Source organism: Kribbella antiqua (genome assembly GCF_004345665.1).
Taxonomy (GTDB): domain Bacteria; phylum Actinomycetota; class Actinomycetes; order Propionibacteriales; family Kribbellaceae; genus Kribbella; species Kribbella antiqua.
In genome coordinates this window covers 402,075-417,845 of sequence record NZ_SLWR01000005.1, presented here as the reverse complement: position 1 = coordinate 417,845, position 15,771 = coordinate 402,075, and the positions used below count along the sequence as shown (strand labels likewise).

Below are 15,771 nucleotides of genomic sequence, written 5' to 3'. Positions count from 1 at the left end.
GCTGTGGGGAATTCGGTACGGCGGGCAGTGGGCGATGGCAGATGCCAAGCGCGTCGATGATGCGGCAACTCGCGTCTGCCTTCTCATCGCCGCCTACGCCAACACGATCTCAATACCCAACTCCGTGCAGACATCCGTCTCGGAGATATCGTCGGCGCGCGGCCCGAGCCTCAGCCGTCGAGGTCAGCGACGCGGGTTAGCCACTCGGTGAGGAGGGCGCGTAAGAGGTCGGGTTGTTCGTGGGGTAGGGCGTGGCCGGCGTTGTCGACCACGGCCAGCGACGCGTGTGGGTAGTGGTCGACAAGATCGACAGCGGCCGCATAACCGACTGTAGAGTCCAGCCGTCCCGCCACGATCACCGTCGGACCCTCGTACGTCGACGCGTCGTCAGGCGGCGTCAGCGCCCACCTTTCGCCGATTCGCTCGAGCGCTGCCTCGTCGACGAGCGCGGCGGCTGGGGCGACAAAACGCTCGTACCGTTCGAGCATCTCCGGGGTTTGGATCACGAAGTACCCGCGGAAGTCGTCGTCACCGAGGTCACCTGATCCGGCGATGACGCGGTGCTCTGGTACGTCGCGCAGTCCCGGCAGCAACGGACAGATCAGCGCCAACCCAGCGACCCGTGCCGGACGCCGAACGGCCATCGCCTGCGCGAAGTACGCGCCCGCCGAGTGACCGATGAGAAGGTACGACGTCCCGCCAGTGACCTCGTCGGCGAAGTCGAGCAGCGTGTTGACGACGTCGTCGGCGCTGCGCAGCGTGGAAGGAGCAATCGTCCGGCCCATTCCAGGAAGGTCAGGGTAGATCCGCCGTACCCCATCGAGAGCCGGTTCGAAGCAAGCCTCGGCCTCGTGATAGTCGACGCCGGCACCGTGCAGCACTAGCACAGGTCGACCACTCCCGTGCTCCACATAGTGAATCTCCATCCCCACAAGCTAGATCACGACTGCTACGGTTTGCGGAAGGTCATGAGTGCCAGCGTTCAGCCCCGGCTTGCTGGTCGGCAACCCTCCTCGTGGGTGGGGTGCTCCGGGTGAGGACCGGGCCCCGCACATGCGGTGTCGGGCAAGCCGCGAGAAGGGGTTGTCTGGTGAGGTCGTTGTCGTTCCGCAAGGCCGGACTCGAAGACGCCGAACAGGTCGCCGACCTGCATGCCGAGAGTTGGCGCCGGCACTATCGAGGCGCGTACGCCGATTCGTTCCTCGACGGCGACATCGCGACCGAACGGCGCTCGGTGTGGTCGGCGCGGCTCGATGCGCCAACCGGTACCGAGACCATCCTCGCCGAGTACGACGGCCGCCTGGTCGGCTTCGTGCATGTTGCCTTTGACAACGATCCCACCTGGGGGAGTCTTGTCGACAATCTGCATGTCTACAACAGCCACCGTCGTACGGGCGTCGGCACACAACTGCTGGCACGGGCGGCGCGGGCCGTCACGCAACGGGCGGTCGGCAACGCGATGTACTTGTGGGTGCTGCAGCAGAACACCGACGCGCAGCAGTTCTATCTCGCGTCCGGAGGAAGTTGCGTGGAGACGGCGGACGTGCCGCCGCCCGGTGGAGACCCGAGCCGCCTCAACGGCACTCCCAAATGCCTGCGCATCTCCTGGCCCGACGCCGCGAAGGTGAGCAAACGCCAGCGCTAAGCAGGCTTGTGGCCTCAATGCGTGACCCTCGCGCCGCTCCTCGAGAAGCTCCTCGCCGACGACTGATCGATAGGTTGGGCGAATGGAGCTGATCGAGTCGACCGGTGACGGCCGGTGCGACAAGATCGTTCAGGGGCTGATCGGAATCTTCGACAGCGCGTTCCCCGGCCGGGTGCGCGGGTTCTACCTCCGCGGCAGTCACGCCAGCGGCACGCCCATCGCGGGTAGCGATCTCGACCTCTTCATCGTCTTCAAGGACCGCTTCACCGACCAAGCCGAATACGAGCGCGCCCGCGAGTTGTCCGGCGATTGCGCGCGACTCACCCCGATGCTGCTCGAGATCGTCCTCGTCGGCGAGCGTGGTCTCCACCGGCCGGAAGGTGTCTCCGCCGCGCTGAACCTCAAGCTCGCGACCCGCCTCCTGTACGGCGAAGACATCCGCCCGGCCCTTCCGCCGTACGACGCCGACACCTACCTGCGCTCAGTCATCCACACGCCACTACTGAGCTACTCGTACGCGGCTCAGCGCCGTACGTTGGTCTATCCACTGCAGCACATCGACCCGGACGGCGAGTTCTTCGGCTTCGACCAGTGGACGATGCCCGGCCCGGACGGCCTCGACCAGCCCAGCACCAAGCTCCTCATCGGCACCGTCGGCTGGACCGCGACCGCGATCATCGCGCTCCGCAGCGGCGAGTACGTTCGCGACAAAGCAGCCTGCGTCGCCCTCTACCAACAACACGTCGCCGACGAGTGGACCGACCTAGTCACTCAGGTCCACGACCTCTGCCGGAACCGCTGGCATTACCAACTCCCCACCACCGACGCCGACCGCCACACCCTCCGATCCCTTTGCGCCCAAGCCCTGAACTTTCAGAACCATTTCCTCCCCCTTTACCGCGACTACCAACTCACCGAGCTGACCTCCACCGACCCCGACCGCCGACAACTCGCAACCCACCGCCTACAACAAATCACCTTCCCCGACCGTTAACCGTCGCACACTCCTCCAGAACGAAGCGGCAGCTTCGTAGACAGGCGTCGGCCGGCCACTCACGGGGTTGGCGTGTGACATCGAGCCGCGGTCGTGGGCAATGCGCCGCAGCTCAGTGGCAAAGGTGCTTGCGCCCGGCGGGCTCGGTGGCTCCAAGGTTGTCGTCGTGGCCGGCCGTCAGGCGGGACCACTGCGATGCGGGTCGGCCGTTGAGCCGGAACTGGTCGCCGTCGGTCCGGAAGTGCTGCGGCCAGCCTTCCGGCGAGTCCTCCCAGTTCTCCTGGCGACCGTAGACGGTCATGTCGAGCACGCCGTACGACGGCGCCATCGCTTCGCAGCCCCGCCCAGTCGTCCAGTAGGTCTCGAACACTCGGTCGCCCTGGCGCAGGTAGCACGCCTTAATCCCGAATGCGCGCCCGGCGACGAGGGAGTCGAGCGACTCTGCCGGCACCGAGTACCAGGGAGCCTGCCAGCCCATGAAGTCGCGGTAGCGCGAAGACTCCTCGAACGGCCCCTGGCAGAACACCGCGAAGGTGACGTCGCGCGAGTGCAGGTAGGACAGCTCGAGCACTTGGCCGGAGAAGAACGTGCAGCCCTCGCATTGGTCGGCGGCCGGCCTGCCCGTGTGCCACATGTGGTACGACGCGAACAACTGCGTCCTCCCCTCGAAGGCGTCGAGCAAGGGCACTGGACCGTCGGCACCGACCAGACGGATGGTCGGGTCGACCTCGACCATCGGCAACCGGCGGCGGGCCGCGGCGATGGCGTCGCCCTCACGCGTGTGCGCCTTCTCGCGGAGCCGGAGTTCGTCGAGCTGCTTCTGCCAAGTCTCGCGGTCGATGATCGGTGGCGCCGGTGGCATGGACATGGGTTCCTCCTCGTATCCAGACGCTATGAGGCTAATAGTGACTGCTATGATCGAGCAAGTAAGAAAGGAAGGTGTTCCATGCCGACCCAGCGGGGCTATCGGCAGGCCTGCGGCATCGCGCGCGGCCTCGACATTGTGGGCGAGCGGTGGTCGCTGCTCGTCGTACGCGAGCTGCTGCTCGGGCCGAAGCGGTTCGTAGACCTCCAGCAGGCGCTCCCGACCGCTAGCCCGAACGCACTGTCCGACCGGCTGCGCGAGCTGGCCGACGCGGGCGTCCTCCGCCGTCGGCAGCTGCCTTCGCCAGGCAATGTGCGGGTCTACGAGCTGACCCCGTGGGGTCGTGACCTCGAGCCGATCGTGGTGGCGCTCGGCACCTGGGCGCTGGCCGCTCCGCCGACCGCGGAACAGGTCTTCGTGAGCGCGGACAGCGCCATGCTGACTATCCGCACCTACTTCGTGCCGACGCCCGAGCGGCCCGCGACGCTCCGGATCGAACTCCGCGACCATGGTCCTGCCGGGGTGTTCGGCGTCCGCATCACGTCCTCTGGCGCCGAGGTCGCGCACGAGTCGCCCGAGGAGCCGGACGCCGTCCTGATCACCACGACCGATGCCCTCCTCGCCGCCTTCGGCCGTGATGACCTGGCCGCCGGCGCCGACATCGTCGGCGACCCCGAGGTCGTACGGCGTCTCGTGGCGAACGTGCGCGTCCCGGCCTCCAGAGATCAGCACTCAAGCGTCACCCATGAATTACGCTGACCGGTCATGGAGTTCTTCGTTTATGGGCGGGATCGGGCTGGTGCGCTTGAGCTCAAGCAGGGGCTGACGGAGGAGCACTGGGGGTTCATGGATCGGTACACCAAGGAGATGGTCGCGCGGGGGCCGACCATGAGTGGCGCGGGGGAGTACGACGGGAGTCTGCATATCGTCGATCTGCCGGATCTCGACGCCGCCCGGAGCTTCGCGTACGACGAGCCGTACTACCGCGCCGGCGCCTTCCAAGACGTCGACATCTACCGCTTCAACAACATCCTCGGCCGGACCATGTGGGACTTCACCGACGCCACAGACGGCTACGGCCGTTTCCTGCTGATCGCCTTCGACGCGCCCACGCCGGACAGGTCGAAGCACCTGATCGTGTACGGCGATCTCCTCGACCCCGGGCACGAGTCGCGGCTGGGGTGGGCCGCGCTGCTCGAAGCGCCTGACCTTGAAGCCGCCACAACCCTCCTACCTGCCGGTCGGGGCGAGATCCACCGCTGGCGGTTTGGCGGCAGGCCGGTCCAGGACTAGGTCGGGATCCAGGCGGGCCACCACGGTGGGACGCCGGCGGGGCAGATGCCGGGGGAGCCGGCGGGGGTGCCTTGCCAGGAGAAGAGCGCGAGGTCGGCGATGGCGATTGCGATGGCGGCGGCGATGAAGGACATCAGGAAGGCTTTGCCGGCGTAGCGGAAGACCAGGGTGAACAGCACGATGTTCACGATCAGAGCAAGCGGCAGGCCGAGGAAGAGCAGGGTGAGGCCGTTGCTGACCTGGCCCACGTCGACGTGACACGCCTTCCACGCCCGCGAGGTGATGACGATCAGGCCGAACGCCGTCCCGCCGCCGACGACCACCGCCAGGAACGACTCGACCCGGCTGCTCTTCGCATTCGCCACGAGCCAACCGTAGAGGATTCGGGCGGCGGGATCGGCGTACGGCGTTTCTAGTACCGCCACCGCAGCGCCCGCACCCGTTCCTCGAGCGGCAACGCCCCGATCGTCGACGCGTCATGACGTCGTACGGCGAGGAACGGGTCGACGATCGCCTCGCCGAGAGCCGAGCGAATCACCGACGACTGCTCCAGAGCAGACAAGGCGTCCTCGAGCGTCAGCGGAAGCCGGCGAATCCCAAGATCGGACCGCTCTTGATCCGAGTACGACGCCGGATCGCGATCAACCGCATCAGGAAGCACCAGCCGGCGCTCGAGACCATCGAGCGCGCTCGCAAGGACCGCCGCCGCGGAGAGGTAGGCGTTCCCGGCCGCATCGCCGATCTTGATCTCGCAGTTGGCGGAATCAGGCCGGCTGGTGACGCTGCCAGGGACGTACCGCAGCGCGGCCTCCCGGTTCTCCGTACCCCAGCATGCGTACGCGCCCGCCCAATGGCTGGGGATACGACGATCGGCGCTGACGACGCTGGGCGCGAGTACGCCGGTCAGTCCGTCGAGCTCAGCCAACACGCCGGCGATCAGGCTCTTCGCGTGCGATGACGGACCGCCGTCGTCACCGAACGGCACCTCGTTCAGCGTCGCGGAAAAGTGGATGTGCGCTCCGTTGCCCACGGCACCGGCCACGGTGATCGGCGCGAACGACGCGAGCAGGCCGTGCCGACGGGCGACCCGATGGACGATCATCCGCGCAAGCTGCGACTGGTCGGCCGCCGCGACCGGTGACGCCGGCGGCAGAGCGACCTCGACCTGACCGTTCGCATACTCGGGATGCAGCTGCTCCGCCTGCACCCCGGCCGCGTCGAGCGCCTCGAGCAGCTCGATGGCGAAGTCCTCCAGTGCCAGCGTCGGGATCACGCCGTACGCCGGACCGAGAGTGGCGACTCTGGGGTCGTCGGCAGAGCCTGTGAAGACGGTGAACTCCAGCTCGAACCCGAGCTTCACGTTGAGCCCGGCGGCGATCGCCCGCTCCTCCTGCCGCCGCAGCGCCGCGCGCTGGCAGATGTCGACCGGTTCATGGTCCTGCGACAGCTGGTCGGCCGGCGCCCAGTACACCGCGCCGTCCGGCCCGAGCGGAGCGACCGCGGTCAGGTCCGGCATCAGCCGGTTGTCGCCGACCGGTCCGTTCACCATCGGCGAGGAGGTGATCGCGTCGTCGGTGCACATCACCGCGAACACCGGAGACAGCCCGATGCCGTCGCGGACCGCCGTACGCAACCGGCGGGCAGGCACGCTCTTGGCCCGGGTGATGCCGGCGTTGTCGACGATGGACGTGATCAGCATCCGCAAGCCGCCGTCGAGGAGAGCGTTGATGGGGTCCGCGGGCTGCAGACTGTCGGTGACGGACATGCCGCCTTCGTACCACACGCGGCGGCGTTCGTGGCCCCGCCCGACCTGCCGCACAGGCCGAGCGACGGCGGGCACGCCAACATCTCGCCGAAGGGCGGCCACGGCACCCTGCAGGTCCTCGGCCCGAAGGAGCTCGCGTACGTCGACCTGTTCGGCAGCGGGATCGAGACCGTTGCCCACCTCAAGCAGAACGGGCGGATCGTCATCATGTTCTGCGCCTTCGAGGGTCCGCCGAAGGTGCTTCGGGTGCACGGCCGGGGCCAAGTACTGGAGCTGGCCGATCCCGCATTCGCCGAGCTGCTCGGCCTCTAACGGGCCAGCAGACCTTTGGCGACGATGTCGGTGGCGGTCGCGAGGAGGGTGCGGAGCTCGGTCTCGGAGCGGCGGAGGCTGTCCGGCCGCCAGCCGAGGCTGATCACGCCGTTCCAGGCCGCCCACAGGATCGTCGCGACCTCCTCCGGATCGGCCGCGCGCAGTTCGCCGGCGTCCATCCCCTTCTGCAGTGCCTCGACCAGCCGCCGGTTCTGGTCGTCGACCGCGCGTACGAGACGCTCGGACAGTTCCTGACCAGCCTGGTACTGACCGGGCTGACCGGGGAACGCGAGCATCCGGAAGTAGTCCGGGTGGTCGAGGTAGAAGTCGAGGTACTGCTCGGCGGCGGCGTAGATCTGCTCGACCGGCGACCGATCCGCGGTGTACGCGCGGTCCATGTAATGCCGATCGGCGTCCAGCGCGTGCTCGACCACCGCCGCCTGCAGGCCCGCCTTCGAGCCGAAGTGGTTGTAGATCGACCCGACCGCGACGCCCGCCCGCTCGGCGATCTCTTCGACCGTCACGTCGTCCGCGGAGCGCTCGCTGAAGATCTCCTGGCCGGCCCGGACCAGGGCATCCATCGTGCGTTGCTTGCGGGGATCCACCTGGCCCATGCTACGGTCTTGCAATCATTACAAAAAGTCGGGAGGTGGGTATGCGCGATCCCCGCTTGGGTACGCCGCGTTCGGTGGAGCTGCCGGCCGGCGTCCTGCGCTACCACGAGGCCGGCGACGGTCCGCCGATCGTGTTCGTCCACGGCTACCTGGTGAACGCGGACCTCTGGCGCAAGGTCGTCCCGCTACTGTCGGACCGCTTCCGCTGCATCACGCCCGACTGGCCGCTCGGCTCGCACCTCGTTCCGATGAACCGCGACGCCGATCTCACACCCCCTGGAATCGCCCGCCTGATCGCCGATTTCCTAGCCGCGCTCGACCTCCGCGACGTGACCCTGTTCGGCAACGACTCCGGCGGTGCGTACAGCCAGCTGGTCGGGGCTGATCACCCCGAGCGCCTCGGCCGGCTGGTGCTGTCCTCCTGCGAGACGCCGGGTAGCAGTTGGCCGCCGGGCGGCTTCGGTTTGCTCAAGGCAACCGCCGCACACCCGCTTTCGTACCGCGCCCTCTATCAGGTCCTGCGCTGGCCGAGGACTTGGCGCTGGCGGAACACCTACGGTTGGCTCGCAAAGGAGCCGATCGACGCTGGCGTCATGCGCAGCTACGTCGGTCCGGTCCTGACCGACGCTGCGATCCGGTACGACGGTCGCAAGGTCGTCGGCTCGGTCGACGCCCGCTACACCCGGGTCGCCGCTCGCAAGCTGGCCGAGTCGTTCGACAAGCCCATTCACCTGCTCTGGGCTGCCGACGATCGCGTCTTCCCGCTTCCCGATGCCCAGCGGTACGCCGACCTCCTCGGCGTACCGCTGCACGCCATCCCCGACTCCTACACCTACACGGCCGAAGACCAGCCCGAGGAGACCGCAAAGGCTCTAGCGCGGGCTGCCGAGGAGGCGTTCGAGTAGCCGCGGGTCGGTCGGCCAGGCGCCGAGCAGGGTCTCGCGGGGAATCGACCGGGCGGCGTACCGGAGCAGCAGGATGACGGCCACCACATCGTCGAGCGGCCCGATCACCGGGAGGAACTCCGGCAGCAGATCGATCGGCGACAACACCCACACCACCGCGATCAGCAGCGCGACCTTGGCCCGCCGAGGCACGTCGGGATGCTTCCGCAAGGTCCGAGCCGCCGTCACACACGACGGCAAGAACTCTGCCACCTGCTTCAGCAGCCCGTCCGGCAACCGATGAGCGAACAGCATCATCAGCAGACAACTGACCGCCCACAGCCCCAGCATGATCGCAGCAATCACCAGCGCCTCTGTCACGGTTCCACACTAGATTGGGGGTGTGGAACGCTGGCCGGAGAGTTCGTACCGAGTAGGCATCTCGGGCTGGCGGTACGCGCCCTGGCGGAAGGTGTACTACCCCGAGGGCCTGCCGCAGCGGGCCGAGCTGGAGTACGCCTCCCGGCGGCTGAACTCGATCGAGCTGAACGGCTCGTTCTACTCGCTGCAGCGGCCGTCGTCGTACCAGCGCTGGTACGACGAGACGCCGGACGGGTTCGTGTTCTCCGTCAAAGGCCCACGCTTCGTCACGCACCTGAAGAAGCTGGCCGATGTGGACGCACCGCTGGCGAACTTCTTCGCCTCCGGAGTGCTTGCGCTAGGCAACAAGCTCGGTCCGGTGCTGTGGCAACTACCACCGAACTTCGGGTACAACGCTGACCGGCGCGCGGCCTTCTTCGAGCTGTTGCCGCGGACAACAGCAGAAGCGGCCGAGGTTGCCAAGGGCCACGACGCCCGGATGGAAGGTCGCGCGTTGCTGGAGTGCTCGGTCGACATTCCGTTGCGCCATGCAATCGAAGTACGCCATTCCAGCTTCGAGAAGCCGGAGTTCGTCGAGCTGCTGCGTACGCACGACATCGCGCTGGTCTGCGCCGACACCGCCGGCAAGTGGCCGATGTTCGGCGACGTCACCTCCGACTTCGCCTACGTCCGGCTGCACGGTGCCGAGGAGCTCTACGTCAGCGGGTACGACGACGATGCGCTGGACCGCTGGGCCGCGAAGATCCAGGCCTGGGACACGAACGCCTTCATCTACTTCGACAACGACGTCAAGGTCCGCGCTCCTTTCGACGCCGAAGGTCTCGCCCAACGCCTCGGCATCACTTCGGCCTAGACCGAAGTATCACGGGCTTAGCGTGAGCGGTATGGACAACCCTGGAGCATTGGTGGAGCAGGCGGTCGAGCGCTCGCTCCTCCTGATTGAGACGTGGCCGGCCTGGGATGGCAAGCCGCTCACTTCCGACGACGGCCGGACGTACACACCGCACAAGGCGGTCCGTCGGATCGCTGACCACATCGTCGATCACCTCGCCGAGATCGAGGCGCTGCTCGCGGGCGTGCCGACGCAGCCGGACGAGTGGCATGCGAGCGCGCTGACTTCGGCGGCCGATCTCGCGCCGTTCACCGTCGAGGACGTGCAGGAGGCCGAGCAGCGGCTGCGCCGGCTGGGGCGGACGTTCGCGCTGCGGTACGCCGCGGTCGACCCGGTCGAATGGGACAAGGACCGCGGCGAGAACCGCACGCTGCGCGAAACGGCAGAGCATCTCGCCGAATCGGAGTGGTACGCCGAGCAGGTCGGTGACCTCAGAACAGCCGGGCGGTAGCCGGTTCCTCCAGTTCGAGAAGGAACTGCTTCCGCTTGAGCCCGCCCGCATAGCCGGTCAACGACCCGTTCTTCCCGACTACCCGGTGACAGGGGACGACGATCGACAGCGGGTTCTGCCCGACCGCCTTCCCGACTGCCTGCGCGGTCTCGCCTTCGCCGAGCTGTTGCGCGATCTCGCCGTACGACGTCGTCTCGCCGTACGGGATCTCCTCGAGGAGCGACCAGACGCGGCGCTGGAACTCGTCGCCGCGCAGGACGGTCGGGAGGTCGAAGCTGGTCCGTTCGCCGGTGAGGTACTCGTCGAGCTGGCGGGCCGCCTCGGCGATGACCGGGTCGGTGGCTTCGACCCGGTCACCGAGGGTTTCCGACGCCGGCTTCACCCAGTGGTGCGGGAAGTAGACGCCGACGAGGGCGTGGGCGGAGGCGACCAGGGTGAGGTCCCCGATCCGGGTGCTGACGATCGCGTGCCTGTTCATGGTGATGGAACGGATCAGCACCCGGACGTGTGAGGGTCTCAGGCGTTGACGCGCTCCCGGGTCCGGCGCCGGAACTCGCGGCCGATCCTGGACACCTCGACCCTGTGCAGGTCAGTCACCGCGATCCCCGGCGTACTGTCCGCCGGGCCTTCGGCCACCACCTTGCCGGTTGGATCTATCACGCTCGACTCCACGCCGGCCACTGGATTGGCCGGCACGGCCAGGCTGATCCAGTAGGTGTTCGCCGCGGCGAATCCGCGGGCCTGGGTCGGCGCCACCTCGTTCCCCGACGAACCAGTGGTCGAATACGACACCAGCACGGCGTCCGCGTCCAGCCGATCGTACTCCGTGAACAGCTCCGGGAAGAGCACGTCCAGTCCGAGCGCGAGGCCGAAGCGGTAGCCGTCGACGTCGACGGTCACCGGCTCCGTGCCCGGGGTGTACATCCAGGTGAGCTTGGTGGTCGACAGCATGCGTTCGTCGTACCGCGCGACCACCGTGCCCTGGTCGGAGACGACGTACACGCTGTTATGCGGTCGGGTCGGCAACTGGTGAATCGACGGGATCACGGTCCAGATGCCGAGTTCACGGCTGAGCTTGGTGATTCGGTCGAGCTCGTCCTGCAGCACGGTCCAGTCGGCTTTGCTCCAGTCGGACGGGCCGATCTCGTCCGGGCCGAGCTCGGACATGATGTGCTTGCTGGGGAAGCAGATCGCTCCCTCGGTGAAGTGCACCAGGCGTGCGCCCGCGTCGGCGGCCTGCTGCATCAGCCTGCGGACCTCCGCGCCGCTCGCGCGCAATCCGTCGGCATCGGTGGGGTCCTGGCGGACGGTCGACTGGGCAACCGCGAACCGCAGGGTGTTTTCCGGCATGTCTTCTCCTGTCGGAGTCGGACGGAAGTGCCGGAGGGCAGCCGTGTAGGACTCGCCCGTTTTGGCGGCGCGGGCTCTGACCCGTCGCTTGAAGTTCCTGTGCGCTGTCATCTGGCCTTCCACGCACTCGCACGCGATCCCCCAGCGACCCCGCCCGAGGCAGTTGACCAGGACGAGCGACCCGAGACAGGAAGTCCCTTTGCCTTCTTGGCTGGACCAGGCTGGGGCCGGTCGGCGAAGGTGGGGCGCGGGCCGCGCCGGGCTCATATGTTTCCGCAACGGCCGCGGGGTCGTCAAACGCCCACGCCGTACGGCGAGACGTCGTACCCCCGGCGTACGGCGGACGTCGTACCCCGGCGGCATAAGTGTGGGGATCATGAGGTTGTCTTGGGGAGACGGCAGACGACAGAGGGAGCAGAGGGTGAGCATTCGAGTCGGGTACAAGGCGTCGGCGGAGCAGTTCGGGCCGCGGGAGCTGGTGGAGTACTCGGTCCGGGCGGAGGAGCTCGGGCTCGACAGTGTGACGGTGTCGGACCACTTCCTGCCGTGGCGGCACGAGGGCGGGCACGCGCCGTTCGCGCTCGCCTGGCTCGCGGCGGTCGGCGAGCGGACCAACCGGGTGCTGCTGGGGACCTCGGTGCTCACGCCGACGTTCCGGTACAACCCGGCGGTAATCGCGCAGGCGTTCGCCACGCTGGGCGTGCTGTACCCGGGCCGGGTGATGCTCGGCGTCGGAACCGGCGAGGCGCTGAACGAGATCGCGGTCTCCGGGATGGAATGGCCGGAGTTCAAGGAGCGGTTCGCGCGGCTGCGGGAGTCCGTGCAGCTGATCCGCGACCTCTGGACGAAGGACGGCGTCAGCTCCGAGGGCCCGTACTACCCGACCGTCGACGCGTTCATCTACGACCGGCCTTCGTCCCCGCTGAAGGTGTACGTCGCTGCGGGCGGTCCGCTGGTCGCGAAGTACGCCGGTCGCGCGGGCGACGGCTTCATCGCGACGTCCGGCAAGGGCATGGACCTCTACACCGAGAAGCTGATCCCGGCTGTTCGCGAGGGTGCCGAGAAGGCCGGCAAGGCCTTCGAGGACCTGGACCGGATGCTCGAGGTGAAGGTCTCGTACGACCGTGATCCTCAGCTCGCACTGGAGAACACCAGGTTCTGGGCGCCGCTGTCACTGACGCCGGAGCAGAAGCACAGCGTCACGAGCGCGACCGAAATGGAGCAGCTGGCCGACGAGTTGCCGATCGAGCAGGTCGCCAAGCGCTGGATCGTCGCCTCGGACCCGGAGGAGGTCGTCACCCAACTCCAGCCCTACCTCGACGCCGGCTTCAACCACTTCGTCGTCCACGGCCCCGGCCACGACCAGGAACGCTTCCTCACCCAATTCACCACCGACGTCCTCCCCCTCCTCCGCAAACTCGGCTGACACCATGCTCGCCAGCCAGCGGGTGGGGTCGGCTGCCTGCTGACCACTCGCGCGCGGGTGCAGGCGTCGAGTGCGAGGAGTGTGCCATCGACTGTGCCCTCCGTGCCGCCAGCGGCTCCGGCTAAGCGCGGGATTCGCCGGGACTGCTAGCGGAGGTCGGCTGAGAAGGATTTGGCGGCTTGGGTCAGGAGGGGGACGGCGCGGTGGACCAGTTCTCCTGTCATCCGGCCGGCTGGGCCGGAGATGGAGATCGCCAGCTTTGACGGGGCGTCGGGTACCGCCACCGCGATGCAGCGGACGCCGAGCTCCTGCTCGCCTTCGTCGGTGGCATAGCCGGCTTCCTCCACAGCGCGAAGCTGTTCCGTGAACTTGCCCGGGTCGGTGATGGTGGCATCGGTGTGCTGCGGCATCCCCGTGCGACGCAACAACTCGCGGACTTCCGCTTCCGGCTGCTGAGCGAGAATCGCCTTGCCCACCGCGGTGCAGTGCGGCAGCACCCGGCGCCCGACCTCGGTGAACATCCGCATCGAGTGCCGGGACGGGACCTGCGCGAGGTACACGATCTGATCGCCGTCGAGCATCGCCATGTTCGCCGATTCGCCGAGCTCGTCGACCAGCCGGGTCAGGTGTGGACGGGCCCACACACTCAGCATGTGTGACGAACTCTCGCCGAGCCGGATCAGCCTCGGCCCGAGAACGTACTGGCGGGACTGCTCCTGCCGGAGGTAGCCGAGATCGACAAGCGTGCGAACCAGCCGGTGGATCGTCGGCAGCGGCAGTCCCGAGGCCGTGGCCAGCTGGGACAGGCCCATCATCCCGCCTGCGTCGGCCATCGTCTCGAGCAGCCCGAAGGCGCGCTCGATCGACTGCACGCTGCCGGAGCGGCCCTTGCTGCCGTTCTCTTCCGTCACTGCGCACCCACTCTTCTCGGTACTTTCCGGATCACGGAAGTTTAGCCTCAGATCCCGGAAAGCAGCGCGCATTGCTTCTTCCGCAAAGTAGATATTAGTATCCGCGATACGGAAATAACCGTCAAGTGAACGAGGTGTGCTGATGAGCCACGTGGATGCTCTGGCCGACGAACTGGATCGGCGGCTCGCCGATGCGGACGCGGCACTGACCACGCTGTACCCCGGCGATCGCGGGGACCGGCAACCAGTTCACACCGTCTACGTCCCCGCCGACCGGTACGACGCGGGCACGGTCCGCAACTGGGCCGAGGAGGCAAAGGCCGCACTCGGCGCAGAGCCGACAGAACTGACCGAAGCGCTGGACCTCCCGCCGGACCTGGGTGCCGAGCTACACCAGCGAGTCCGCGCCAAACTCGATCGCGAGCCGATCGAAGACCTCCGCATCGACTTCGAGGACGGCTACGGCACCAGGCCCGACGACCAGGAGGATGCGGCTGCGATCGCGGCAGCCCGTTCGCTGGCTGAGAGTGTGACGGCAACGCCGTACCACGGCCTCCGGATCAAGTCCCTCGAAGCGCCGAGCCGCCGCCGCGGGCTGCGCACGCTCGACCTCTTCCTCCGTGAGTTCTCGACAGCGCTGACGGACGGCTTCGTGATCACGCTCCCCAAGGTCACCTCGGTCGAGCAGATCGACGCGATGGTGCTCGTCCTGTCGACGATGGAGGAAGCACATTCGCTGGCTGCCGGCTCGCTCAAGTTCGAGATCCAGGTCGAGACGCCCCAGGCGATCCTCGGCCCCGACGGCACCGCGCTCATCGCGCGGATGATCAGGGCCGGCGCCGGCCGCGTCACCGGTCTGCACTACGGCACGTACGACTACTCGGCCTCGCTCGGCGTCGCGGCGGCGTACCAGAGCATGGAGCATCCCGTCGCCGACCACGCCAAGGATGTGATGCAGTTGGCCGCGGCAGGCACCGGCGTTTTCGTCTCCGATGGTTCCACGAACGTCCTGCCGATCGGCGACGCCGTGCACAGCGCCTGGCGACTGCACTTTCGCCTGGTACGACGCTCGCTCGCCCGCGGCATCTATCAGGGCTGGGACATGCACCCGGCTCAGCTCCCGACTCGATTCGCCGCGACGTACCTGTTCTACCGCGAGGGTCTGGACGTCGCCGGTGCTCGGCTGCGCGCGTACGTCGGAGGCGGCAACTCCGGCTACCTCGACGAGCCGGCGACGGCTGCCGCGCTGGCCGGCTATGTGCTGCGTGGGCTGGAGTGTGGTGCCGTTGAGCCGGCGGAGGTCGACAAGCTGATCGGAGTGGATGCCGCCGGACTGGCGAAACTGGCCCGCCGCCCGCTGCGGTCGAGTTAGCCTCACGGCATGCGACTGGTAGCGGAATTCACCACCGAGCCCTTCGAGGTCGAGGGGCAGCCGCCCGCCCATGCCACCGAGGCGTTCCAGGCTGCCCAGGAGGCCGGTCTGGAGTGCGACTTCGGCCCGTTGGGTACGTCGGTGCGCGGTGAACAACAGCTGTTGCTGCCGGCGCTGACCGGGGTGATGGAGGCCGCGTTCGCGAACGGTGCCACCCAAGTGACCTTGCAGGTACGGCGCGATGGCTGAACTCGAGGACCATCCGCTCGTCACCGCGATCGCACCGCTGATCGAGCGTCTGAACGCTGAGCTGGTGGCTCCGGCGGATGCAGGTGCGGACGATGTGACCCTGAGCTGGGAGGGCGAGCCGGTGGTCGCCGTACGGCTTCCGCGCGGTGAAGGCGGCGTGCATGCACTGCTGACGGAGGTCGCCGCGGAGATCGGCGCGCCGTTGAGCGGGTTGTCGCGGGGTGAGAAGCAGCGGGCTGTGCTGATGCTCGAGGCGAAGGGCGCATTCGAATACCGGAAGTCGGCCGAGATCGTGGCCGAGGCGCTCGGCGTCACCCGCTTCACCGTCTACAACTACCTGAACCGCGCTCGCGACTGAGGAATTTCA

At 67.7% G+C, this 15,771-nt stretch carries 21 protein-coding genes and 1 riboswitch; of the genes, 12 read left to right on the top strand and 9 right to left on the bottom strand.

What is annotated here, in order from left to right; all coding sequences use genetic code 11:
• Window positions 1–170: 170 nt before the first annotated feature.
• Window positions 171–926, bottom strand: a complete 756-nt coding sequence (locus EV646_RS17305; RefSeq protein WP_132149647.1) for an alpha/beta fold hydrolase — start codon at window positions 924–926, stop codon at window positions 171–173.
• 38 nt (window positions 927–964) lie between these two features.
• A riboswitch (SAM riboswitch) is annotated at window positions 965–1,078 on the top strand.
• 12 nt (window positions 1,079–1,090) lie between these two features.
• Here EV646_RS17305 and EV646_RS17300 point away from each other — a divergent pair.
• Both EV646_RS17300 and EV646_RS17295 read left to right on the top strand, forming a co-directional pair.
• On the top strand, window positions 1,091–1,645 hold the full coding sequence (locus tag EV646_RS17300; protein WP_132149645.1) for a GNAT family N-acetyltransferase: 555 nt from the start codon (window positions 1,091–1,093) through the stop codon (window positions 1,643–1,645).
• An 82-nt stretch (window positions 1,646–1,727) separates the two neighbouring features.
• Entirely contained in the window at window positions 1,728–2,639 is a 912-nt protein-coding gene (locus EV646_RS17295) for a nucleotidyltransferase domain-containing protein (RefSeq protein ID WP_132149643.1), read from the top strand.
• Between the two features lie 112 nt (window positions 2,640–2,751).
• Here the strand turns inward: EV646_RS17295 and EV646_RS17290 are convergent, their stop codons facing one another.
• Complete coding sequence (locus tag EV646_RS17290) at window positions 2,752–3,507, bottom strand: DUF899 family protein (RefSeq protein WP_132149641.1); 756 nt, start codon at window positions 3,505–3,507, stop codon at window positions 2,752–2,754.
• 78 nt (window positions 3,508–3,585) lie between these two features.
• On the opposite strand from EV646_RS17290, the gene EV646_RS17285 reads away from it, so the two are divergent.
• Both EV646_RS17285 and EV646_RS17280 read left to right on the top strand, forming a co-directional pair.
• A complete protein-coding gene (locus EV646_RS17285) occupies window positions 3,586–4,263 on the top strand; it encodes a winged helix-turn-helix transcriptional regulator (protein WP_132149639.1) in 678 nt (225 codons plus the stop codon).
• 6 nt (window positions 4,264–4,269) lie between these two features.
• A complete protein-coding gene (locus EV646_RS17280; protein WP_132149637.1) occupies window positions 4,270–4,797 on the top strand; it encodes a YciI family protein in 528 nt (175 codons plus the stop codon).
• On the opposite strand, the gene EV646_RS17275 is transcribed toward EV646_RS17280, so the two are convergent.
• Together EV646_RS17275 and EV646_RS17270 are read right to left on the bottom strand one after the other, a co-directional pair.
• Window positions 4,794–5,162, bottom strand: a complete 369-nt coding sequence (locus EV646_RS17275) for a hypothetical protein (RefSeq protein WP_132149635.1) — start codon at window positions 5,160–5,162, stop codon at window positions 4,794–4,796. The two genes, EV646_RS17280 and EV646_RS17275, sit on opposite strands and share 4 nt — an antisense overlap.
• A gap of 47 nt (window positions 5,163–5,209) precedes the next feature.
• Window positions 5,210–6,562, bottom strand: a complete 1,353-nt coding sequence (locus tag EV646_RS17270) for a type I glutamate--ammonia ligase (protein ID WP_132149633.1) — start codon at window positions 6,560–6,562, stop codon at window positions 5,210–5,212.
• Window positions 6,563–6,592: 30 nt separating this feature from the next.
• Here EV646_RS17270 and EV646_RS17265 point away from each other — a divergent pair, with 30 nt between their 5' ends.
• A complete protein-coding gene (locus tag EV646_RS17265) occupies window positions 6,593–6,874 on the top strand; it encodes a pyridoxamine 5'-phosphate oxidase family protein (RefSeq protein WP_132149631.1) in 282 nt (93 codons plus the stop codon).
• Here the strand turns inward: EV646_RS17265 and EV646_RS17260 are convergent.
• Entirely contained in the window at window positions 6,871–7,479 is a 609-nt protein-coding gene (locus EV646_RS17260) for a TetR/AcrR family transcriptional regulator (protein ID WP_132149629.1), read from the bottom strand. The genes EV646_RS17265 and EV646_RS17260 overlap by 4 nt on opposite strands.
• Before the next feature lie 50 nt (window positions 7,480–7,529).
• On the opposite strand from EV646_RS17260, the gene EV646_RS17255 reads away from it, so the two are divergent.
• Window positions 7,530–8,393, top strand: coding sequence for an alpha/beta fold hydrolase (locus tag EV646_RS17255; RefSeq protein WP_132149627.1), 864 nt, complete (start codon window positions 7,530–7,532; stop codon window positions 8,391–8,393).
• Here the strand turns inward: EV646_RS17255 and EV646_RS17250 are convergent.
• Entirely contained in the window at window positions 8,361–8,753 is a 393-nt protein-coding gene (locus tag EV646_RS17250) for a YkvA family protein (RefSeq protein ID WP_241996094.1), read from the bottom strand. The two genes, EV646_RS17255 and EV646_RS17250, sit on opposite strands and share 33 nt — an antisense overlap.
• Before the next feature lie 22 nt (window positions 8,754–8,775).
• On the opposite strand from EV646_RS17250, the gene EV646_RS17245 reads away from it, so the two are divergent.
• Together EV646_RS17245 and EV646_RS17240 are read left to right on the top strand one after the other, a co-directional pair.
• Entirely contained in the window at window positions 8,776–9,606 is an 831-nt protein-coding gene (locus tag EV646_RS17245) for a DUF72 domain-containing protein (protein ID WP_132149625.1), read from the top strand.
• 31 nt (window positions 9,607–9,637) lie between these two features.
• Window positions 9,638–10,096: a hypothetical protein gene (locus tag EV646_RS17240; protein WP_132149623.1), complete on the top strand. Its 459-nt coding sequence runs from the start codon at window positions 9,638–9,640 to the stop codon at window positions 10,094–10,096.
• Here EV646_RS17240 and EV646_RS17235 read toward each other — a convergent pair.
• Together EV646_RS17235 and EV646_RS17230 are read right to left on the bottom strand one after the other, a co-directional pair.
• Complete coding sequence (locus EV646_RS17235; RefSeq protein ID WP_132149621.1) at window positions 10,077–10,574, bottom strand: methylated-DNA--[protein]-cysteine S-methyltransferase; 498 nt, start codon at window positions 10,572–10,574, stop codon at window positions 10,077–10,079. The two genes, EV646_RS17240 and EV646_RS17235, sit on opposite strands and share 20 nt — an antisense overlap.
• A 38-nt stretch (window positions 10,575–10,612) precedes the next feature.
• Window positions 10,613–11,446: a carbon-nitrogen hydrolase family protein gene (locus EV646_RS17230; protein ID WP_199237017.1), complete on the bottom strand. Its 834-nt coding sequence runs from the start codon at window positions 11,444–11,446 to the stop codon at window positions 10,613–10,615.
• A 421-nt stretch (window positions 11,447–11,867) separates the two neighbouring features.
• Between EV646_RS17230 and fgd the strand changes: the two genes are divergently transcribed.
• Window positions 11,868–12,872 carry a glucose-6-phosphate dehydrogenase (coenzyme-F420) gene (fgd, locus tag EV646_RS17225; RefSeq protein ID WP_199237016.1) on the top strand — a complete coding sequence of 335 codons (1,005 nt, stop codon included), beginning with the start codon at window positions 11,868–11,870 and terminating at the stop codon, window positions 12,870–12,872.
• 146 nt (window positions 12,873–13,018) lie between these two features.
• Here the strand turns inward: fgd and EV646_RS17220 are convergent, their stop codons facing one another.
• On the bottom strand, window positions 13,019–13,783 hold the full coding sequence (locus tag EV646_RS17220; protein ID WP_241996092.1) for an IclR family transcriptional regulator: 765 nt from the start codon (window positions 13,781–13,783) through the stop codon (window positions 13,019–13,021).
• A gap of 142 nt (window positions 13,784–13,925) precedes the next feature.
• On the opposite strand from EV646_RS17220, the gene EV646_RS17215 reads away from it, so the two are divergent.
• Genes EV646_RS17215 through EV646_RS17205 form a run of 3 tightly spaced genes read left to right on the top strand, consistent with a single transcriptional unit; the run spans window position 13,926 to window position 15,762 of the window.
• Window positions 13,926–15,155 carry a DUF6986 family protein gene (locus EV646_RS17215; protein WP_132149613.1) on the top strand — a complete coding sequence of 410 codons (1,230 nt, stop codon included), beginning with the start codon at window positions 13,926–13,928 and terminating at the stop codon, window positions 15,153–15,155.
• Between the two features lie 9 nt (window positions 15,156–15,164).
• Window positions 15,165–15,404: a thiamine-binding protein gene (locus tag EV646_RS17210; RefSeq protein ID WP_132149611.1), complete on the top strand. Its 240-nt coding sequence runs from the start codon at window positions 15,165–15,167 to the stop codon at window positions 15,402–15,404.
• On the top strand, window positions 15,397–15,762 hold the full coding sequence (locus EV646_RS17205; RefSeq protein ID WP_132149609.1) for a helix-turn-helix domain-containing protein: 366 nt from the start codon (window positions 15,397–15,399) through the stop codon (window positions 15,760–15,762). The genes EV646_RS17210 and EV646_RS17205 overlap by 8 nt, the downstream gene beginning before the upstream one ends.
• The last annotated feature ends 9 nt before the right edge of the window (window positions 15,763–15,771 follow it).